The sequence below is a fragment of the Microcystis sp. LEGE 08355 genome, from assembly GCF_015207185.1.
Classification (GTDB): Bacteria; Cyanobacteriota; Cyanobacteriia; order Cyanobacteriales; family Microcystaceae; genus Microcystis; species Microcystis panniformis.
Genome location: NZ_JADEXI010000014.1, coordinates 1 through 22,828, shown reverse-complemented (window position 1 = coordinate 22,828; position 22,828 = coordinate 1). Strand labels below are relative to the sequence as shown.

Here is a 22,828-nt window from a genome sequence, read left to right as displayed (position 1 = left end):
TTATTACTACTAATACTATCCATAAAGGGTGTCTTTTTCCTTTATCTTTCCGAAAGTCCTTGACTTGTTTCAGTTTTTCTATTAAGCTCAACATATGTTTTAAAAGTTCGCGGTCACTTCCCATTTTACAAAGACAGTGATCGCTTTTACTTTTGATATTCTGATGGGAGAATGAAACAGCCCTAGGGGTTGGGGGGGTTGCCTCTTGCATAAAGACCTCATCTCAACAGGCAATTTAAATTACGAAAAGCTTAACAATCGTCCTCGAAAATATCTTGACTATCCTAGCCCGAATGAGGTATGCTCTGATAGCTCAGGCAGTGATGCAATTCAGACTTGAATTGGCGTATTATAGATGTCAAATTGGCTACGCCTAAAAGTCCTCATTGAAGAAGCTTTCACAAGATGTACAGAGAACCGAGGATTTTAGGCATGAGGACGGAAGACAAAAATCAAAAATTAAATTGTCAGAAATTAGCAGAATTCTTTTTATCAAATCCTTTGATTGAAGATTGCTATTTTATGGTACGAGAGGATGAATTAGTTGCCTATATCGTTTCCTCTGGAGCTTGGAATTCTGAACAATTGTCCTCCGATTTACAGTCTCAGTTACCAGACAATCTTCTACCTAATATCTATGTGCAAATTTCCAGTTTACCCTTAACCGATAGCGGTGATGTCGATGAAACTGCATTAAAGAATATTGAAATTATCGATGATCATCAAGTTCAGGAAATAGAAGAAAAACTGCGATCTTTGTCAGATATCGATCAAGTTGCTGTCGTCATGACTTCTAAAAAAAACAAAATTTTACCCCTACATCTATCGGAATTATTGCCCTTAAAAATAGAGAAAAAAAATGATCATCAAAAATCTGAAACCCCGATTCATCTAGGGATTCACACTTCTAACACTCAATCTGGAATCAGTCACGGACAGCTTTTAAAAGAATCTGAACTTCAGCCGAAAACCTTGGCAGAAATCCTCCGAAAAGCTGCTGAAAATTATTCAAATAAAGGGATTATTTATATTCAATCTAATGGATCAGAAGTTTTTCAATCCTATCAACAATTATGGGAAGACGCTCAACAAATACAAGCTGGATTACAAAAGCAGGGTTTACAAGCTAAAGATAAAGTAATTCTTCAGCTATCGGAAAACTATGATATTATTTCCGCATTTTGGGGGTGTCTTTTAGGGGGATTTATTCCTGTTATTATTTCAGTACCACCCAGCTATAAAGATTTTAATAATGAAATTCATAAAATATCTCAAGTTTGGCAGTTGTTAGATGAACCTATTATTATCACAAATAAATCCCGTCAGCAAGAGATAAAACATTTAGAACAATGGTTGCCTAATCAAACATTAAGCTTCAGTTTTATTGAAGAATTAAAAACTTATTCTCCCCATCAGACTTATATTAGTCAACCGGATGATATCGCGTTCTTTAATCTAACATCAGGCAGTACAGGAATACCGAAATGTATTTCATTAACCCATAAAAATGTGATCTCTCGTGCGCGAGGAACAAACATCATTTGTGAACATCAAAACGACGATATTATTCTTAATTGGCTTCCTTTTGATCATATTGGAAGTATTTCCGACTGGAATATTCGCTGTGTCGAGTTAGGATGCCAAATGGTTTATGTTCAAACTGAATATATATTAGGTCGTCCTTTGAATTGGTTAGATTTAATTGATCAATATCGAATTAGCCATAGTTGGGCTCCTAATTTTGCCTATAATTTGATCAATGAAGCTTTAAAAAAAGAACCCGATCAAAATTGGAATTTAGATTGTGTCAAATTCTTTTTGGCAGCGGGTGAAGCTGTTTCTGGTCAAGCAGTTGGAGAATTTATTAACACCCTTCATCTTCAATATAATCTGAAAAAAACGGCGATGCGTCCTGCTTTTGGGATGGCAGAAATGGGGTCAGGAATTACCTATTATCAGCCGACAGAACAACAGCCATTACTCTTTCACACGGTTGATAAATCATCCTTGAATTCTTCCTTAAAACGAGTCCATCCTGAACATCCCAATGGTGCAACCTTTACGGATTTAGGATTACCCATTCCGGGAATATCGATTAGAATTGTTAATGCTGATAATTCCCTATTACCAGAAGAAACCATTGGTCATTTACAAGTTAAAGGACATCCAGTTTCACCCGGGTATTATAAAAACCCAGAAGCGAATCAAGACACTTTCTTAAAAGATGGCTGGTTTAAGACAGGAGATTTAGCATTTATTAGTAACGGTCATTTAGTCATTACTGGAAGAAGTAAAGAAACCATTATTATTAATGGAGTGAATTATTATAGCCATGAAATTGAAACTGTAGTGGAAACTATTGAAGAGGTACAAGCGTCCTACACCGCCGCTTGTGCTGTTTATGATCCTAGGAATAGTACCGATCAATTAGCTTTATTTTTTAGTGCAGAAACCTTTGACCACCAGCATCTAGCGGAACTTCTGAAAAAGATTAGACGAAAAGTAATTAACAGTTTTGGCGTTAATCCTGAATATTTAATACCCTTAAATAAAATGGAGATTCCTAAAACTTCCATTGGTAAAATTCAGCGATCGCAATTAATAAAACGGTTTGGAAATGGAGAATTTAATTCTATTTTAAAAGAAATAGATATTTTGTTAGAAAATGCTCAAACCCTTCCTGATTGGTTTTACCAGAAAGTTTGGAAACCTCGTTCCCCAGTTAACTTAAAACTAGAACTTTCCAAGTTTTGTACTTTAATTTTTCTGGATTGCTTGGGTTTAGGAGCATCTTTAGCAGAAAAAATCGAAAGTCAAAACTTACCCTGTATCACGGTTTTAGCAGCGCAAGAATTTTCTCAAATCAGTCAAAATTGCTATACCCTCAGACCCGGGACAGCTAATCATTATCAACAGTTAATGTCATCTTTATCCGAGCGAAAAATTATCCTTAGCAATATTATTCATCTGGGGACTTATCAAGACTATCAGGGAGAAATTTCAACAATTGAACAGTTAGAAAAAGCACAAGAGCGAGGAATTTATGATTTATTATTCCTAGTTCAAGCTTTAGCTAAAATTCATGATTTTAACTCAAAAATTCAATTGCTATTTGTTTCTAGTTATAGTCAACTTGTCATAGACACCGATGAAATTGCCTATGAAAAATCTCCAGTTTTAGGACTGATCAAAACCCTAGCTCAAGAACTTCCTTGGTTAAATACTCGTCATCTGGATTTACCTCTGGATCAAACCGAAATTAATGTCAGTTATCTGCTGCAAGAACTATCGGTTTTATCCAAGGAAAGAGAAATTGCCTATCGCAACGGGAAACGTTTAATCGCAGGTTTGGAAAAAGTCAATTTACTTCAACACACCCAACAGGAATTACCCTTTAAATCAGGGGGAATTTATCTGATTACTGGAGGACTAGGGGGGATTGGCAGACAAATTGCTCAGTATTTGCTCAAAAATTATCAAGCTCGTTTACTGTTAATTGGAAAAACACCTTTACCAGAAAAACACCTTTGGAGTGAGTACCTCAAAACCGAAGATCAATTATCCTTAAAAATAAAAAGTCTCCAAGCTTTAGAAAACCTTGGGGGAGAAGTAATTTATCAAGCGGTAGATGTGGCTAATTTCCCTCAAGTTAAACAGACTGTAGAACAGGTAAAAAGACAATGGCAAGGAGAACTTAATGGGGTGATTCATCTGGCTGGAATTTACAAAGATTGTTTACTTCTGGACGAAAATCAAGAGGGTTTATCGACAATTCTTCGTCCTAAAGTAATAGGAACTTGGGTTTTACATCAACTCCTCAAAGAATCTCAGGGAGTTTTTATTAGTTTTTCTTCCTTGGCTAGTTTTTTTGGAGGAGCGGCTTTGGGTTCCTATGCGGCGGCTAATAGTTTCCTTGAGTCTTTGAACAGCTATCAAAAATCTAAGAATTTGTTCCCCAGTTATTGTTATAGTTGGACAACTTGGCAAGAAACCGGGATTAGCCAAGGTTATCAGATGCAATACATAACTCGATCTCAAGGGTATTATGATATGACAGTACGGCAAGGTTTAGACTCATTTCTAACGAGTTTATATCACAACCAAAGACAATTAATGATCGGTTTAGATGGGAGTAATAGCAAGATTAATCGTTTCACATCTAGGTCGGAAGGATGCCAAAAGTTAACGGCTTATTACACCCGTAAATCTACAGTTCAATCGGTCAATCTACCTAATCATGTTAGTCTAAAAGATCGATTTGGAACATCCTATCAATGTCCCTTGGTGTTGCGGCAATCCCTCCCTATTAAGGATAATGGAGACATTGATAAGCGGCAATTACTCAAGGAACTCCAAGGCAAAGAAAATAACGAATTGATAGCACCCAGAACGGAAGCTGAACGTCAAGTTGCTAACATTTGGCAAAAGGTGTTAAATTTATCTCAAATTGGAATTCATGACAATTTCTTTGAACTAGGAGGACATTCTTTACTGGCGAGTCAAGTTATTTCTCGTTTACGCGATGTTTTCTCGGTAGAATTGTCGTTGCACAGTTTGTTAGAATATCCAACCGTTTCCAGTTTAACTCAAACGATTGAGGTGCTTAATGTAGCCAAAAATAGTCACAGTGTATCCAAAAGTGGTAAAGTTATGGCAGCAGCCTCAGAAAATTATGAAGAAGGAGAATTATGAAAATAGCTTAACTAAAATTTAAGCTTTTCAGAGCCATTTTGGAAAAAATGTAAAAAATTGTATCCATCACTAAAATTTATCATCCAGAATATGCTATAAATAGTTTCTGTTTAAAACAGTCTTTTTGTGGAGTATGTAAGCGGTTGCTCCCATAGCAACTGACTTTAACAATAACCACCGACTCCCTACCATTGATAATTTTTGTTTGGTCTATAGTGTTTAGTCTTTGAGGGTACTTAAATTTATGAGAACCGTTGATTATATCTCTAACAGTAGCTCTAGCTTGAGCTACTGAACCCAGCCAAACATCACCCCCCCATTCCAAAAATACCAGAACATCAATTAGGGAAAAGGATACTATTAATGAAAGTCGCAGAATTTTTATCTTACTTAAATAGTTTAGACATCAAGCTTTGGCTTGAGGAAGAAAAGTTAAAATATCAAGCTCCCCAAGGAGCAATGACACCAGAAATTAAGCAAGAAATCGGGACAAGAAAACCAGAAATTCTCACTTTTTTAAGAAGTGCAACAACACCGTCTAAACCCCTTGAATCGGTCATTAATACCGTTACCAGAACTGAGGATTTACCCCTATCTTTTGCTCAACAGAGAATGTGGTTTCTCTATCAGATGGATCAGCAAAATTCGGCTTATAATGAAGCCTTAACTATCCGTTTAACGGGACGCCTAAACATTGATATTTTAGAGCAAACGATTAATGCTATTATTCAACGGCATGAGAGCTTACGCACAAGCTTTCCAATGGTTGAAGGAAAACCTATTCAAAAAATTGCTCCATCTCTGAAGATTAAATTATTAGTTGTTAATTTAAAAGATATCCCCCAAGATCAAATTGATAAACAGATTATTGAAGAACTACAAAAACCCTTTGATTTAACCCAATCTCCCCTATTACGATGTACTCTGTTTGATCTGGGATATGAAAATTATATTTTAGTCAACGTTTTCCATCATATTATTATCGATGGTTGGTCAAAGGGCATTTTATTTAAAGAATTATCTAAATTTTATCAAGCACTTTTATCCAATTCAACCGTAGATTTACCCGAATTAGCCATACAATATGCGGATTTTGCGGTATGGCAAAGACAATGGTTACAAGGTGAAATCTTAGAAAATCAGTTAAATTATTGGAAAAAACAATTAACGGCTGCTCCTCCTTTATTAGAACTTCCAACCGATAAACCCCGTCCAGCTACTCCCAATTTTCGAGGTCATAGTATCTCGTTTCAAATTGACTCAGAACTCACCGAAAAACTGAAACTTTTGAGCCAAAAGTCGGGGGTGACTTTATTTATGACATTACTGGCTGCTTTAAACACTTTACTCTTTCGTTATAGTGGTCAAGATGATATTTTAATCGGGACACCCACCGCCAACCGAAACCGACAAGAAATTGAACCTTTGATTGGTTTTTTTGTCAATACTTTAGTGCTGCGGAATTCCCTAGAAGGAAATCCGACTTTTTCGGGATTATTACAGCAAGCTCGCAATGTTGTTTTAGAAGCGTATGCTAATCAAGATGTACCCTTTGAGCAAGTGGTTGATGGGTTAGAAATCGAACGAAGTTTAAGTTATAATCCCTTATTTCAGGTAATGTTTGCGCTGCAAAATGCCCCCCTCAATGCTTTAGAATTACCCAATTTAAAAGCTCAATATCTAGCCGTTGAAAACCAGAGAATTAAATTTGATCTCAGCTTAGTTTTAGAGGAAATCGAAACCGAAAAAGGAGCTTATTTAGAAGGTTTTTGGGAATATGATAGCGACCTATTTACCGCCGAAAGAATTACCCGCATGGTGGGTCATTTCCAAACTTTATTAAAGGGGATTGTAGCCAATCCTCAGCAAACCGTCGGGAAATTACCGTTACTGACTGAATCGGAAGAACAACAATTATTAGTAGAATGGAATCAAACTCAAACGTCTTATCCTGATCATTACTGTATTCATCAGTTATTTGAAGAACAGGTTGTTAAAACACCTGATGTTATAGCGGTCATCGATGGAGAACAATCCCTCACCTATGAACAGTTAAATCAAAAAGCCAATCAGATTGCCCGTTATTTACAAAAATTAGGGGTTAAACCAGATCAATTAATTGGGATTTGTGTCGAGCGATTACCCTTAATGATTATTGGATTTTTAGGAATCTTAAAAGCTGGAGGAGCTTATGTACCACTGGACACAAGCTATCCCGAAGAACGACTTGAATCTATCATAAATGATGCTGAAATCAAAATTTTATTAACGCAACAGCACCTCATCAAAAAACTACCAACAACAGTCAATCAATTGATTTGTTTAGAACAAGATGAAGACCCAATTAAACAACAAAGTAAACAGAATCCTCTCAGTCATGTTAACGCTGAGAATTTAGCCTACGTCATCTATACTTCAGGTTCTACAGGTAAACCTAAAGGAGTTGCTATTCCCCATCGAGGAGTGACTCGTTTAGTCTGTAATACTAACTATATATATTTAAAACCAACTGATAGAATGGCTCAGGTTTCTAATCCTTCTTTTGATGCCGCTACTTTTGAAATTTGGGGGGCGCTGATACATGGCGCACAGTTAATAGGAGTAGATAAAGATATAGTTCTTTCTCCTGAAAAATTTGTTCATTTTCTCCAAAAATATCAAATTACTATTTTATTCTTAACGACAGCGTTATTTAATCAGTTAGTTCAGACTATTCCCCATGCTTTTCAAAGCTTAAGATATTTACTTTTTGGTGGCGAAGCAGTTGATCCTCAATGGGTCAAAGAATCCCTTAATAAAGGAACCGCTCAAAATTTACTTCATGTTTATGGGCCAACAGAAAGCACAACTTTTACCTCTTGGTATTTAATTAAAAATATTCCTTCAGAAGCTACAACTATTCCAATTGGTCGTCCTTTAGCTAATACAGAAATTTATATTCTTGATCCCTATTTGCAACCTGTTCCTATTGGTGTTAAAGGCGAATTGCATATTGGTGGTGATGGTTTAGCCCGTTGTTATCTCAATCGTCCTGACTTAACTGAACAAAAATTTATTCCCAATCCTTTTAGTCAAGATTCGTCAGCACGTCTGTATAAAACAGGTGATATAGTACGCTATTTAGCCGATGGGAATATTGAATTTATTGGACGGATTGATCATCAGGTAAAAATCAGAGGTTTTAGAATTGAATTAGGCGAAATAGAAGCCGTTTTATTTCAGCATCCTCAAGTCAAAGATGGAATTGTTATCGCCAGAGAAGATCTACTTGGAATCAAGCGTTTGTATGCTTATGTTGTTCCGAAAGATAAACAACTCACTCAGCCAGAATTACGAATTTTTCTCCAAGAAAAGCTGCCCAATTATATGATTCCTGCTTTCTTGATTTTCTTAGATGCTTTTACTCTTAATCAGAATGGAAAAATTGATCGCAGTGTTTTACCTAGACCAGAAATTGATGTTAATGAATTAGAAAATTATCTTCTTCCTAGTACCGAGAAAGAAACAATTCTAGCCCAAATTTGGCAGGAAGTTTTAGGTCAAAATCAAATTAGTATTAATGAGAATTTCTTTGAATTAGGAGGCGATTCAATTATCGCCATTCAAATTGTCGCTAAAGCTAATCAAGTGGGATTACAAATTACTCCTAAACAATTATTTAGTCATCAAACTATCGCTCAATTAGCCACCGTAGCGGAGACAACTGCTATCACTGAAATTGACCAGGGATTAGTTACAGGTGAAGTCCCGTTAACGCCGATTCAAAAATGGTTTTTTGAACAAAATTGGACCGAACGTCATCACTTTAATCAATCTATCTTGTTAGAGGTTCCCAATAATCTACAACCAGATTTATTAAAACAAACTATTTCTAAATTACTCTATCACCATGATGCTTTGCGGTTACGGTTTGTGCAACAAGGGGAACAATGGCAACAAAATCACAGCGATGATTGCAATAATTTTGCCTTTGAAAAGGTGGATTTATCCCATCTATCTTGCGATGAACAATTGACCAAGATAGCAGAAATTTCCGAGGTTCAACAACGGGTTCTGGATTTAGAGGAAGGACCCTTAATGGCGGTGGTTTTCTTCGCCTTGGCTGAGAGTGGAAAAATGTTAATTGTGATTCATCATTTAGCAGTAGATGGAATTTCTTGGCGGATTATCCTCGAAGATTTCGTCACTATTTACCAGCAATTAGAAAACCAAAAGCCTCTGCAACTTCCTCCTAAAACCAGTTCTTTTAAAACTTGGGCTGAGGAACTGCAAAACTATGCTACAACCCCAGAATTTCACGCTCAATTCAAGTATTGGCTAAACCGTGATTTTCCCTCAATTTCTCCTCTTCCTTTGGACTGTCAAGGTGAAGCTCAGTCCAACATTGTTGCCCATGCAAAAACGGTTTCTTTCACCTTAACCGAAGAACAAACCCGCTTACTCTTACAGGAGGTTCCGCAAGCTTATAACACCCAAATTAATGATATTTTATTAACCGCTTTAGTCCAAGCTTTTGGCCGTTGGACAGGAAGTTATAAGCTTTTGCTTGACATGGAAGGTCATGGAAGAGAAAATGTAATTGAATCCGTGAATTTATCTCGAACTGTGGGTTGGTTTACCAGTATTTTCCCCGTCTTTTTGACCTTAGAAAATCTTCACCATCCGGGGGAGTGTCTCAAGTCCATTAAAGAGCAATTACGACAAATTCCGAATCGAGGATTTGATTATGGAATTGGATATTATCTCAACTCAGATTTAACAATTCAATCCCCGTTAAAAAACTATCCAAAAGCTCAAGTCAGCTTTAATTATTTAGGTCAATTTACCAGCCATCAAATCGGCGAGATAGGCTGGAAATTATCTCAAGAGTCCAGTGGTTCGATTCATAGTCCTTTGGGACAACGTTCCCATTTAATTGCGATTCATGGAATTGTGGTTGATGGGCAACTTGATATAGAATGGCAATATAGTGAGAATTTTCATCATCAAACAACGATCAAAAATTTAGCTGCTGCTTATCGAGATTCTTTAGAAAGCCTGATTAACCATTGTTTATCAGCAGAAGGAGGCTATACTCCATCGGATTTTCCCGATGCGGATCTTAATCAGGTAGAACTAGATGAACTGCTTTCAGAACTCGATTTTTAAACTCAATTTAATGTTTAACCCTCCTGCTTGATAACAACTATGCCATCACCTAATCTTCCCAGTGAAATTGAAAATCGTAAAAGCGAACATCTGCGAGTTTGTATCGAAGAAGATGTAGAATTTCAACAACTTACAAGCGGTTTAGAAAAATATCGTTTTACCCATTGTTGTCTTCCTGAACTTGACCGTAGCGATATTGAACTGGGGACAACCTTTTTGGGGAAATCTTTAAAAGCTCCAATTCTCATCTCTTCCATGACCGGAGGAACAGAATTAGCTCATTTAGTCAATACTCGATTGGCAACGGTCGCTCAACGTTATGGTTTAGCGATGGGGGTGGGTTCTCAACGCATTGCACTCGAACAACCGGAATTAGCGCCGACCTTTGCAGTCCGTTCTCTGGCGCCAGATATTCTCCTGTTAGCGAATTTAGGGGCTGTACAGTTAAATTACGGCTGCGGTTTAGAAGACTGTTTAAAATTGGTGGAATTATTAGAAGCTGATGCCTTAATTCTCCATCTCAATCCTTTACAAGAATGGGTGCAATCGCGAGGCGATTCTAATTTTAAAGGGTTACTCGCTAAAATTCAGCAAATTTGCGCTCAATTGCCCGTTCCCGTCATCGCCAAAGAAGTCGGAAATGGCGTCTCTGCGGTGATGGCCAAACAATTAATTGAAGCCGGAGTCGCCGCGATTGATGTGGCGGGGGCCGGAGGCACGTCCTGGGCCAAAGTCGAAAGCCAAAGAGCCAAAGACAACAGACAAAGGCATCTCGGACAAGTTTTTGCCGATTGGGGTTTGCCTACGGCTGAATGTATTACTGCCATTCGGTCTATGAATTCAACCATTCCTTTAATTGCTTCTGGTGGCTTAAAAAATGGCTTAGATATTGCCAAATCTATCGCTCTAGGAGCCGATTTAGGAGGGTTAGCTCGACCGTTTCTGGTAGGAGCGATTGAATCAGAAGCCGCCGTTGATGAGTTAGTAAAATTTTTAATTGCTGAACTTGAAATTGTTTTATTTTGTACCGGAAATCCTAATTTATCCGCCCTTAAACATTCAGGAGCCTTAAAACCATGTTAAAGTTTTCAATGGAATTGTATTATCCCCAGCTTGATGTCAAAACTTTAAGCGTTGGCACTTTGGGACCCAAAGAAACCAGCAGCGAACAAACCTTAAATTATCTAATTTCTCAATGGAAATTACAACAGATTTCGGTTAGTAGTCATTTATTTGATAGCTTTACAGATTTAAAGGAATCTTTACTCGACAATCAGATAGATTTGGCGTTAGTACCCCATGCCTATGAAAGAATTAATGATTTCTATATGGAACCGAGTTTTAAACTAGGTTTTATATTCACCTATCCCACACCCGTTTACGGATTAGCCAAGCGAAAAAATGAAGAAATCGTTTTAGAAAATTGTACCCTGGTCACTCATCCCGCTCCTCTTCCTTTACTTCCCTATTTATTACCTGGCGACCTGAATCAAAATAAGATTAAAATCAAATTTGTCAATTCTACCAGTGTGGCCGCTATTCAAGTTAAACAAGGGTTGGCAGATTTAGCCATTACCAATGAAAATGCCCTCCGAGAATATGATTTAGAATTTATTTCACAATATGGTAAAATTGAGATGAGTTGGTCTTTATTTCACAAAAAGGAAAACACCATGATTCAAAGTATTTATTTACCAGTGCATACCTAAAAAAGCTACCTATCCGCTCAAAATAGTTGCCTTCATCACATAAAAATAATTGAGATTTAACCTCTCAATTTCATTTTGAACCTGTACCCTAAAATCATGTCTGAATTTTTCCCAATTCCCGATCCTCTTAAACTCAATCCTCATGTAGAATTAGAGGTTTTTCAATGCCAAGATACCATTTTTCAATTATACGTTATAGCTCCTAATGCTAAACTTGAATCCCACCAACATCCTGAAAGTCAAATTGGCATGGTATTCTCAGCAGAACTAGAACTGTATATTAAAGATTTGATTAAACCCTTAAGACCTTTGCAAGATGTTTATATAGCTGATGGCAATATTCCTCATGGTGCTTTTAATCCTTTATCAGAACCGATGATTGGATTTGATCTTAAACGGATTACCTCTGCTTTACCGTCAGAAGATGTTTTATTAACACTATCCAACAACCAAGATAAAATCACTCATTTACCTTGTCAATCTGTTAAGGGTTCTTGGTTTGAAATTGTCATGATGAAAATCCCTTCTGGTTATTTCATTCCCCCACATCAAGGTGAGCAAGAAGAAATCGGATTTATTTTGAATGGAAAATTAGAAATTTTCATAGAAAATGAAGAACAGTTTTTAGAATATGGTCAAATTTATTATGCTCCTTCAAAAGTTTTAAAAAAGGGATATAATTCATCGAAACAAGATATTAATTTGATTAAAATTTTAATTTAGTTCGTTTTATGATTTTAAGTTTAACCACAAAATGCTAGGACAAAGTTTATGGATTTAGGATTAAAAGATAAAGTGGCTTTGATTACGGGAAGTAGTGCGGGAATTGGGTTTACCATTGCTGAAAAATTAGCAGAAGAAGGCTGTCACTTAATTATTTGTGGTCGCAATTCCCAACGCTTAGAACAAGCTTATCAATCTCTGGTTCAAGCTTATCCTTCCCAACAAATTCTGCGTTTAGTGGCTGATGTCCATCAAGCTCAAGATTCTGAACAATTAATACAAGACTCTTTAAATCAATACGGCAAAATTGACATTTTAGTCAATAATTCTGAAGGAGCTAACTTTGCTGAAAATTTAATTGAAAACCTTTCCGATGAAGATTGGTTAAACGTTTTTCAAGGAAAATTAATCGGTTATATTCGCTTAACCAATTTAGTATTACCGATTATGAAAAAACAACATTGGGGAAGAATTGTTAATATCATTGGGACATCGGGAAAAGAGCCATCCCCTCGTTTAGTTAAATCGGGTGTTGTCAATGCAGCTTTAATGAATTTTACCAAATCAGTAGCTAGACAAACCGCCCCCTATAATGTTTTAATTAATAGTGTTAACCCCGGCGTTATTGACACCCCTAGACATCGAGAATATTTAGAAATTTATGCCAAAAAGGAGGGAACGACCCCAGATTTAATCCGAGAAGGAATTCTAAAAACAATTCCCATGAATCGAATTGGTACGACTGAAGAATTTGCTAATCTCGTTGTGTTTTTAGCTTCAGAATGTGCGAGTTATATAACGGGAATTACTATTACCCTTGATGGAGGTTTATCCTCGTCAGCATTTTAAAGTTATCCATCAAGTAAAAATCCACAACCACAAGGGTCATGAATAGCCAATCTAAATCTCAAATGTTAGACAAATTTGTTCCCTATTATCCTACTAAAGATACTCGTAACTTTCCCATTTTTTTCGATATTATTAATAAATTTAATATTTGCAGGCTGCCACGCAAATTTGAACAGGAGCTTCAACAACCTTCGGTGATCCTAGTTGCTCAAATGGGTAAAGTTGGTTCTGTTAATCTTTATCTTGCTATTAAAAAAACTTTTCCAGAAAAAGTGGTGTATCATGTTCATAATTCAAACCCAGAAATTGTTGCCAAAATTTGGGATAAAATTAATCCTACTCAACCTTATTATTTGAGTAGGATAGAACATTCTTTGACCACCAAATATTTAAGTGATCATCTCGAAAAAATTAAGGAGAATAAATTAACAAATTTAAACTCAAGTGGTCTAGTCAAAGTTAAAGGTAATTCGTTCTAAGTTTATCAGGTTTATTGCATAAAATTTTATGCAATAAACTCACGCACATTTTTATTTAATCTATTGGGAAAAATAATGGTAATACCTCAACAATCTAGGGTTAGTAAAAAAGATATTGAATCCATTTATCCCCTTTCTCCCATGCAGCAGGGGATGCTGTTTCATTCTTTATATAATCCAGAATCAAAGACGTATTTATCACAAATTCAAATCACATTGCAAGGCAATTTAGATATTAATGCGTTCCAACAAGCTTGGCAAAAAGTAGTAGATAGACATAGTATTTTACGGACTTGTTTTGCATGGAAAAAAACCAAACAGCCTTTACAAGTGGTTAGAAAAAATGTCACCTTACCTTGGTTTAATTATGATTGGCGAGCGCATTCTCCCGCCAAACAAGAAACTAAATTGCAGGAATTATTAACCTCTGATAAAGAGCAATATTTTGAATTAGATAAAGTCCCCTTACTTCGATGTCATTTAATTCAAGTCGAAGATCAAAAATATGAATTTATCCATACTGGGCATCATATTTTATTAGATGGTTGGTCAACAGCAATTTTGTTGAAAGAAGTTTTCGAGTTTTACGCTGGACTCATCAACCATCAACCCGTCAATTTATCCACACCTCGCCCTTACCAAGACTATATTAATTGGGTACAAGAGCAAGAGCAAACTCAGTCCGAACGCTTTTGGCGACAAAATCTTCAAGGTTTTACCTCTCCAACTCCATTAGTCGTTGATAAACCGTTAAATCCTCTTGTTACTCAAAGTAAAAATTATCTTGATCAAAAATCAAAACTTTCTCCAGAAACTACCAGTCGTCTGAAATTACTCGCCCAAGAACATCGCCTTACTCTTTCTACCCTAATTCAAGGAGCTTGGGCTTTATTATTACATCATTATAGTAGTGAATCTGATATTGTATTTGGGGCAACCGTTTCGGGACGACCGCCCAATTTTACAGGAATTGAATCGATGGTGGGGATGTTTTTAAATACCTTACCCGTTCGCCTCCAAATTGAGCCTCAACTTGAATTATTAACTTGGTTTCAACAATTACAACAAGAGCATTTAGAACGAGAGCAATATAGTTATAGTTCTCTAATTGATATTCAAAAATGGAGTGAAATTCCTGCTCCTCATTCAGTTTTTGAAAGTTTTGTTGTCTTTGAAAATTTACCCTTTAGCGACAATGATAGTGATAATTTAGGCGGTTTACAAGTCGGTGAAATGCAAGATTATGGCAATGCTGATTATCCCTTAACGGTTATTGTCACCCCTGGAGAAGCCTTAAGTATTAAAATTATTTATCCTCAAGAACGATTTGAGAATGACACCATTGAACGGATGTTAGGTCATTTTAAAACCTTATTAGAAGGAATCGCCATTAATCCCCATCGTCGGATTCAAGACTTACCTTTATTAACGGAAGCTGAACGTCAATTATTATTAATTGAATGGAATAAAACTGCACCCGAAACTCCCCTAAAACAGTGCATTCATGAATTATTTGAGCAACAAAATCTCAAAACTACTTCAGCCATTGCCGTTGTTTTTCAAGAGCAACAATTAACCTACCAAGAACTGAATGAATCTGCTAATCAATTGGCTCATTATTTACAAAAAATTGGGGTGAGTTCTCAATCTTTAGTGGGGATTTGTTTAGAACGGTCTGTTAATATGGTAATTGCCATTTTAGCGGTGTTAAAAGTAGGCGGTGTTTGTGTTCCCATAGACCCAACCTATCCTCAAGAAAGACTTTCTTACATCCTACAAGACACCCAACTTCAAACCTTATTAACCCAAAAAGATTGTCAATCTCTCTTAAACAGTGAAACCATTTCTCAACGGATTTTATTGGATGAACAAGGGTCAGAAATTGCCTTAGAACCCAAGACTAATCTTGACAACCCCGTGAGTTTAAAGGATTTGGCCTATATTATTTATAGTTCAGGCTCTACGGGTGTGCCCAAAGGGATTATGATCCTGCATCAATCCTTAACAAATATTATTGAGCATCATCAAGTAAAAATGTCATCTGCAAGGAATTTCTTACAATTTGCTCCCTTTAATTTCGATGTCAGCTATCACGAAATCTTTGCCGCTTTGTGTTTAGGGGGAAGCTTATTTATTGTTCCAGAAGATTCTCGCTTAGACCTTGCTAAATTAAGTCAATTGTTGGCAAATAACCCCATTCATAAAGCGATTTTGCCCGTTACTTTATTACAGCAATTAATTGAAACCTATAGTGAGGAAACCTACTTATTTGCTAACTTGCGTGAAATTATTTCAGCTGGAGAGCAATTACAAATTACCCCAGCGATGATTTCTGTATTCAAAAAACTCGAACATTGTACCCTTTACAATTATTATGGCCCCACAGAAGCGGATATCGTTACCAGTTATACATTTGACCCCAATCCTGAGCTTTGGCCGAAGTATATTCCCATTGGTAAACCCGCAATTAATGTGCAAGTTTATATTTTAAATTCCCATCTTCAACCCGTACCTATCGGAGTGACTGGGGAGCTATATGTTGCGGGTGGCGGTTTAGCGCGGGGTTATTTCAACAATCCCCAATTAACCCAAGAAAAATTTATTCCTAATCCCTTTAGCGATAATTCATTGCTGTATAAAACTGGAGATTTAGCTCGTTATTTACCCAATGGAGACATTGAATATTTAGGAAGAATTGATGATGTGGTGAAAGTTAGAGGTTATAGAATTGAATTAGGGGAAGTAGAAACTATTTTAAATCAACATCCTCAAATTGCCCAAGCCATTGCTACAGTTCAGGGAGAAACAGCTAGAGAAAAATATTTAGCCGCTTATTTTATTCCCCGTCCAGGTGAAACCGTAAACCAAGTTGAATTACGTCATTTCCTTGAAAACTGGCTACCCGATTATATGATTCCCTCTGCTTTTGTGGTGATGGAATCTTTTCAACTCAGTCCTAACGGTAAAGTTGATCGAAAAGTCTTACCAATACCCGATAAAAACCCCTTATCGTTAACTCAAAATTATGTCGCTCCTCGAACTGCAATTGAAGAAGTTTTAGCAGAAATTTGGGCAGAAATTTTAGAAGTCGAACGAGTTGGGATTGAAGACGATTTCTTTCTGTTAGGTGGGCATTCTTTAAAAGCAATTCAACTGATTAGTAAAATCCGTCAAACCTTAGAAATTGAAATTTCTGTGCGTCAACTTTTTAATCACTCAACTATCAGCCAATTAACTCAAGTCATGATTGAATTAGTGGGGAATGAAGGGTTACTGAATGAAATTGCCGTAACAGTTCAAGAAATTTCCCAACTTTCACCAGAAGAAGTTCAAGCTTTATTATCTCAAAGCTGAACCTAAATGACTTAATCTTTCTATAATGGACATTGATTTAAACTGAAGGAAAAAAAATGACAAATCATCTCTTTGATTTAACAGGTAAAGTTGCAATTATCACGGGTGCTGCCCGAGGAATTGGTCGGGTATTAGCGCAAGGGTTAGCACAAGCTGGAGCTAAGGTGGTAATTGGTGATATTAATCAAGTTGGTGCTGAACAAACGGTTCAACTGATTCAAGAAGCAGGAGGTGAGGCCATCGCAATTAAGACCGATGTTCGTCAACGTCAAGCTTGTCAGAATTTAATTAACCAGGCGGTTGCTCATTATGGTCAACTCGATATTATGGTCTGTAATGCAGGGGTTGAAATTCTCAAAAACACTGATGAATTAGAGGAATTTGAATGGGATCAGGTTATTAATGTTGACTTAAAAGGTTATTTTAATTGCGCTCAACTCGCAACCAAACAAATGATCAAACAAGGAACAGCAGGTTCAATTATTATGAATTCTTCTATCTGTGCTTTCGTTGCTGTTCCCAAATCTTCAGGAGCATATAGCGCCGCAAAAGGTGGTGTCAATCAATTAGTAAAATCCCTAGCGGTCGAATTAGCTAGTCACAAAATTCGAGTCAATGCTTTTGCACCGGGGTATATGAATAATATGATGGAAGGAACAGAAGGTTTACGTTCAACTTCCAATGAAATGGACGAATTATATACTAGAATTCCCATGAAACGAACCGGAGATTTAGAAGAGTTAATTGGCCCTGTCGTGTTTTTAGCGTCCGAAGCTTCCTCTTATGTCACTGGAGCAATTTTAATGGTAGATGGAGGTTATACCGCTATTTAGCATCAATAATTAAACAATTTTTAGGTTGATTTGTATCCATCAAACCAACCTTCACTAAATTAATCCTATTTAACCCATGTCAAAAATGAACCATAACTCTCAAGACAAACAGAAATTACTCAAGCTGTTACTACAAAAAAAAGGAATCGGTGTAAAAACAAATACGATACCTACTAGGAATCCGTCTCAACTTGTACCGCTTTCTTTTTCTCAAGAACGACTTTGGTTTTTGTACCAATTAGAAGCTAACGGCTATACCTATAATATGCCGTTTCGCTTTCAAATTGACGGAAATTTGGATATTGATATCTTTAGAAAAGCTTTAGAAACTATTATGCAACGTCATGAATTGTTGCGAACTTGTTTTCAAGAAGTTGACGAAATTCCCCGACAAATTATTAAACCAAAAATTCAGTTAAATTTGCCTTTAGTGGATTTACAGTCCTTATCTTCTAGGGAACAAACTCAAGAATTAGAGCGATTAACCGAACAAGAAATTTATACTCCCTTTGACTTAACCCAAGCTCCTTTAATGCGGACTTTTTTGGTTAAATTAAAAGCTGACTCTTATCTTTTATTTTTGAGTTTACACCATTCTATTTTTGATGGCTGGTCAATGAAAGTTTTACTACAAGAACTTTCTCGTTTATATGAAGCTTTTTTACAAAAACAATCTAATCCTTTACCCGATTTACCTATTCAATATGGTGATTTTGCCGTTTGGCAAAGACAACAGTTACAAGGAGATAAACTCACCCAGGAAGTTAATTATTGGCAACAACAATTAACGGGAATTCCACCCTTATTAGAAATTCCCACTGATCATCCTCGTCCTCCCATACAAACGTTTAAAGGCAATAATTGTACATTTAAAATAAGTCCAGAATTAAGCCAAAACCTGAAAAATATTAGCCAAACGTCAACCGCTACTTTGAATATGACGCTGTTAACGGCTTTTAATATTTTATTATATCGTTATAGCAGTCAAGAAGATATTGTGATTGGAATTCCTAGTGGAAATCGACAATTTCCTGAAATTGAACCCTTAATTGGTTGCTTTATTAATACCTTACCCATTCGGACTCAGTTTAAAGAAAATCTCTCGTTTAAAGCTTTATTAAATCAAGTCAAACAAGTAGTTTTAGAAGCTTATGAACACCAAGATTTACCCTTAGAGAAGGTGGTAGAAGCGGTAAATCCTCAACGAAATATAAGTTATACTCCTTTATTCCAAGTGATGTTTTCTTGGGAAGATATGCTGCACATTAATCATTTTTCGATGGCGGATTTAAAATTAACTCCCGTTATGATGAATGCTTTAATTGCTCAATTTGATTTAACCTTAGCCATGCAAGAAACGGCGGCGGGTTTAGTTGGATCGTTTGATTATAATTGCGCATTGTTTAATCAAGACACAATTGAGCGCATGATTACCCACTTTAAAACTTTATTAGAAGGAATTGCCGTTAATCCTGAACAATCGATTGAATTATTACCTATTTTACCTTTATCAGAACAAAAGTTATTAGCTCAATGGAATCAGACTAATATTGCTGAAAATCCCAAGGTTTGTATTCATGAATTATTTGAACATCAAGTTTTAAAAACTCCAACTGCGATCGCAATAGAATGGGGCAAGGAAAAAGTTACCTATCAAGACTTAAATGATCGTGCCAATCAATTAGCTCATTATCTCCAATCTAAGGGGGTTAAAGTTGAATCATTAGTGGGTATTTGTTTAGAACAATCTGTATCTATTATTATCAGTTTTTTGGCAATTATTAAAACGGGTGCTGCTTATCTTGTTCTAGCTCCCAATTATCCCCAAGAGCGTTTAAACTATATCTTAAATGATGCTCAAGTCTCGGTATTAATCACTCAAAATACCTTGATTAATTTATTCCGTAATCATCAAGCAAAAGTAGTTTGTCTGGATACTGAAGAAAACTCAATTGCTAGTCAAAGTCAAAACAATTTATTTAACCCTATTCAGCCAAATAATTTAGCTTATATTATTTATACCTCTGGTTCAACAGGCACTCCTAAAGGGGTTATGATTGAACATCAAAGTTTAGTTAATCATAGCTTAGGAATCATTAAAGCCTATGATTTAACAAGTCGTGATCGAATTTTACAATTTGCTTCTTTTACCTTTGATGTAGCTGCTGAAGAAATTTATCCAACCTTTTTAACGGGTGCAACTTTAGTCATGCGTCCTGCATTAATGTTCACTTCTTTAGCTGATTTTACTCAATTTATTCAGCACAATCGTTTAACGATAATTAATCTTCCGGCTACTTATTGGCATGAATGGGTATTAGATTTATCTCAAACTTTAATAACTTTACCAGAAACCCTACGCTTAGTGATTACAGGAAGTGAAGAAGTATTAGCAGAGCGATTAATATTATGGCAAAAAATCCTATCAAATAGTCAACGAGAAGATATCACTTGGTTGAATGCCTATGGACCGACAGAAGCTACGATAACCACCACGGTTTTTAATCCCAATTTGAGTCATAAAATTGCTCAAATTCATTCTGTTGCCATTGGTAAACCGATTACAAATACACAGGTTTATATTTGTGATCGCTATTGTCAACAAGTCCCGATTGGAATACCAGGAGAACTGTTAATTGGAGGTTTAGGTTTGGCCAAAGGTTATCTCAATCGCAATGATTTAACCCGTGAAAAGTTTATTACTCATGCTTTTAATTCATCAGAATATCAACGTTTCTATAAAACTGGAGATTTAGCTCGTTATTTACCCGATGGAAATATAGAGTTTTTAGGACGCATTGATAATCAAGTCAAAATTCGAGGGTTTCGTATTGAAATTGGCGAAATTGAAGCCGTATTAACTGAATACCCAGATGTCCGAGCGACGGCGGTAATTGTTAGAGAAGATCAAACAAATAATAAACAATTAGTTGCTTATATTGTGCCAAAATCCCCATCCATTGATCCTGCAAAATTGCGGAGTTTTCTCAAACATAAATTACCAGATTATATGATTCCAGCTTTCTTTGTACAGCTTCAAGAATTGCCCTTAATGAGTAGTGGAAAAATTGATCGTAACGCTTTACCCGCACCTACCGCAAGTCAGGATCAAAAAAGGATGATTGCACCCCGAACAGCTACAGAAAAAATTGTTGCTGAGATTTGGCAAGATGTTTTAGGGTTAAAGCAAATTAGTATTTTCGATAATTTCTTTGACTTAGGTGGCCATTCTTTAAAAGCTACCCAAGTGATTTCTCGACTGCGAGAACAATTAGCTATTAATATTCCTTTAAATTATCTTTTTTCAGAACCGACGGTAGCAGAATTATCCTCTAATTTAGACTTGAATTTATCTGATAAAATTGAGAGTGATCAAATCCCACATTGGCAAGTTGAAATCACCTTAGATCCCTCCATTCAACCGCAGAATATTCTGACTTTCTTTCCTCAAAAACCTGCTGATATTTTGCTAACAGGAGCTACGGGTTTTCTGGGAATTCATTTATTAGCTGAATTGTTGGATAAAACAGAAGCTAATATTCATTGTTTAATTCGAGACAAAGATTTAGAACAAGCTCAAGCGAAAATTTACCAGAAATTAAAAACCTTTCAATTATGGGATGAACAGAAAAGCTCTCGTATTATTCCTGTCATTGGTGATTTATCCCAACAACGTTTAGGAATGTGTCAACCTGATTTTCTGGAATTAGCCAATCAAATTGATGTGATTTATCATAATGGAGCTTGGGTTAATGCCATTTATCCCTATTCAATACTGAAACCCACTAATGTTTTAGGAACAGCAGAAATCTTGAGATTAGCGTGCTTAATTAAAACTAAACCTGTTCATTTTGTCTCGACAACTTCTGTTTTTTCCCCCAGTTATGCTCAAGGAAACTTAATTCAAGAATCTGATCCTCTAGGTATAAATCATGGACTCAATGCTGGTTATACTCAAAGTAAATGGGTTGCCGAAAAATTAATCATGGAAGCTCGAAAGCGGGGACTTCCGATTACAATTTTTAGAGCATCTCGAATTATTGGACATAGTAAAACTGGAATTTGTAATAGAGAAGATTTGTTTTGTCGTCTGATTAAAGGCTGTATTCAATTAGGAATGATTCCTGATTTTGGTGACAGTACAGACGACCTCACTCCTGTGGATTATGTGAGTGGTGCAATTGTACATTTAGCCAGTCAAGAAAGCTCTTTAGGGAAAGCATTTCATTTGTTGAATTCTCACCCAACCTTAAATCGTGACTTATTTGATTGTGTTCGGGAAATGGGTTATCCGTTGCAGTTGGTTTCTTTTGAAAAATGGCGATCGCATTTAACCGAACAATGTAAAATTAATACAGATAATGCTTTATCTCCGGTGTTAGATATTTTTTCAGATGAAAATTTATCGGCAGGTTATTCCCCCGAGTTGGATTCTCAAAATACGGTAATGGGGTTAAAGGGTACGGCCTTTAATTTTCCCCCGATTGATCACAAATTGTTAAAAACTTATTTTGCCTATTTTACTAAAAGTGGGTTTTTAACACAATAAATGTCGATTTAATCATACCCAATAAGCTGAATTGCACCAGCTTATCTCATCCCTTCATTAATTTCACGAGAACAATATTATGTTTAACTTAAAACATAAATTATATTTATTAATTTCAAAATTTTTAGAAGAACAAGAACGTATCGAAAAACATAAAAAAATTTCCGACAATGCTACATTTCACAGTTCCGTCAAATTTATCGGAAAGTGTATAAACTGTAGGGAGGATAAAAGTCTAATTCAAATTGGAGAGAATACCGTCATATTGGGTGAATTATTTTTATTTGCTCATGGTGGAAAAATAGAAATAGGTAAAAATTGTTATATTGGTGAGAAAACTCGAATTAGATCAGCTAATTCTATCAAAATTGGAAACGAAGTTATGATTTCCGATGATATCAATATTTATGATACCGATGCTCATTCATTAAATTATATTTTAAGACAGAAAGAATTTCTGGAAGTAGTCATTTTGAATAATCTGATTAAGGA

10 protein-coding genes and 2 pseudogenes are annotated in these 22,828 nt (G+C 36.1%); 11 read left to right on the top strand and 1 reads right to left on the bottom strand.

What is annotated here, in order from left to right; translation table 11 throughout:
- Positions 1-211: pseudogene (locus IQ242_RS25705) on the bottom strand (hypothetical protein); the annotation flags it as partial.
- Between the two features lie 221 nt (positions 212-432).
- Here IQ242_RS25705 and IQ242_RS01395 point away from each other — a divergent pair.
- The 11 genes and pseudogenes from IQ242_RS01395 to IQ242_RS01345 all read left to right on the top strand — a co-directional run.
- On the top strand, positions 433-4,692 hold the full coding sequence (locus IQ242_RS01395) for an SDR family NAD(P)-dependent oxidoreductase (RefSeq protein WP_193958767.1): 4,260 nt from the start codon (positions 433-435) through the stop codon (positions 4,690-4,692).
- A 363-nt stretch (positions 4,693-5,055) separates the two neighbouring features.
- Positions 5,056-9,840 carry a non-ribosomal peptide synthetase gene (locus IQ242_RS01390; protein WP_193958766.1) on the top strand — a complete coding sequence of 1,595 codons (4,785 nt, stop codon included), beginning with the start codon at positions 5,056-5,058 and terminating at the stop codon, positions 9,838-9,840.
- 39 nt (positions 9,841-9,879) lie between these two features.
- On the top strand, positions 9,880-10,923 hold the full coding sequence (gene fni, locus IQ242_RS01385) for a type 2 isopentenyl-diphosphate Delta-isomerase (protein WP_193958765.1): 1,044 nt from the start codon (positions 9,880-9,882) through the stop codon (positions 10,921-10,923).
- Positions 10,917-11,549: a LysR family transcriptional regulator gene (locus IQ242_RS01380; protein ID WP_193958764.1), complete on the top strand. Its 633-nt coding sequence runs from the start codon at positions 10,917-10,919 to the stop codon at positions 11,547-11,549. Before fni ends, IQ242_RS01380 begins: the two co-directional genes overlap by 7 nt.
- A 96-nt stretch (positions 11,550-11,645) precedes the next feature.
- A complete protein-coding gene (locus IQ242_RS01375; protein WP_193958763.1) occupies positions 11,646-12,272 on the top strand; it encodes a cupin domain-containing protein in 627 nt (208 codons plus the stop codon).
- A gap of 48 nt (positions 12,273-12,320) precedes the next feature.
- A complete protein-coding gene (locus IQ242_RS01370; RefSeq protein WP_193958762.1) occupies positions 12,321-13,121 on the top strand; it encodes an SDR family oxidoreductase in 801 nt (266 codons plus the stop codon).
- A gap of 38 nt (positions 13,122-13,159) precedes the next feature.
- Entirely contained in the window at positions 13,160-13,600 is a 441-nt protein-coding gene (locus tag IQ242_RS01365) for a capsular polysaccharide biosynthesis protein (RefSeq protein WP_228020763.1), read from the top strand.
- A 75-nt stretch (positions 13,601-13,675) separates the two neighbouring features.
- A complete protein-coding gene (locus IQ242_RS01360; protein WP_193958761.1) occupies positions 13,676-16,954 on the top strand; it encodes a non-ribosomal peptide synthetase in 3,279 nt (1,092 codons plus the stop codon).
- Positions 16,955-17,010: 56 nt separating this feature from the next.
- Complete coding sequence (locus IQ242_RS01355) at positions 17,011-17,787, top strand: SDR family NAD(P)-dependent oxidoreductase (RefSeq protein ID WP_193958760.1); 777 nt, start codon at positions 17,011-17,013, stop codon at positions 17,785-17,787.
- Positions 17,788-17,863: 76 nt separating this feature from the next.
- A complete protein-coding gene (locus tag IQ242_RS01350; protein WP_193958759.1) occupies positions 17,864-22,336 on the top strand; it encodes a non-ribosomal peptide synthetase in 4,473 nt (1,490 codons plus the stop codon).
- Positions 22,337-22,415: 79 nt separating this feature from the next.
- Positions 22,416-22,828, top strand: a pseudogene (locus IQ242_RS01345) (acyltransferase); the annotation flags it as partial.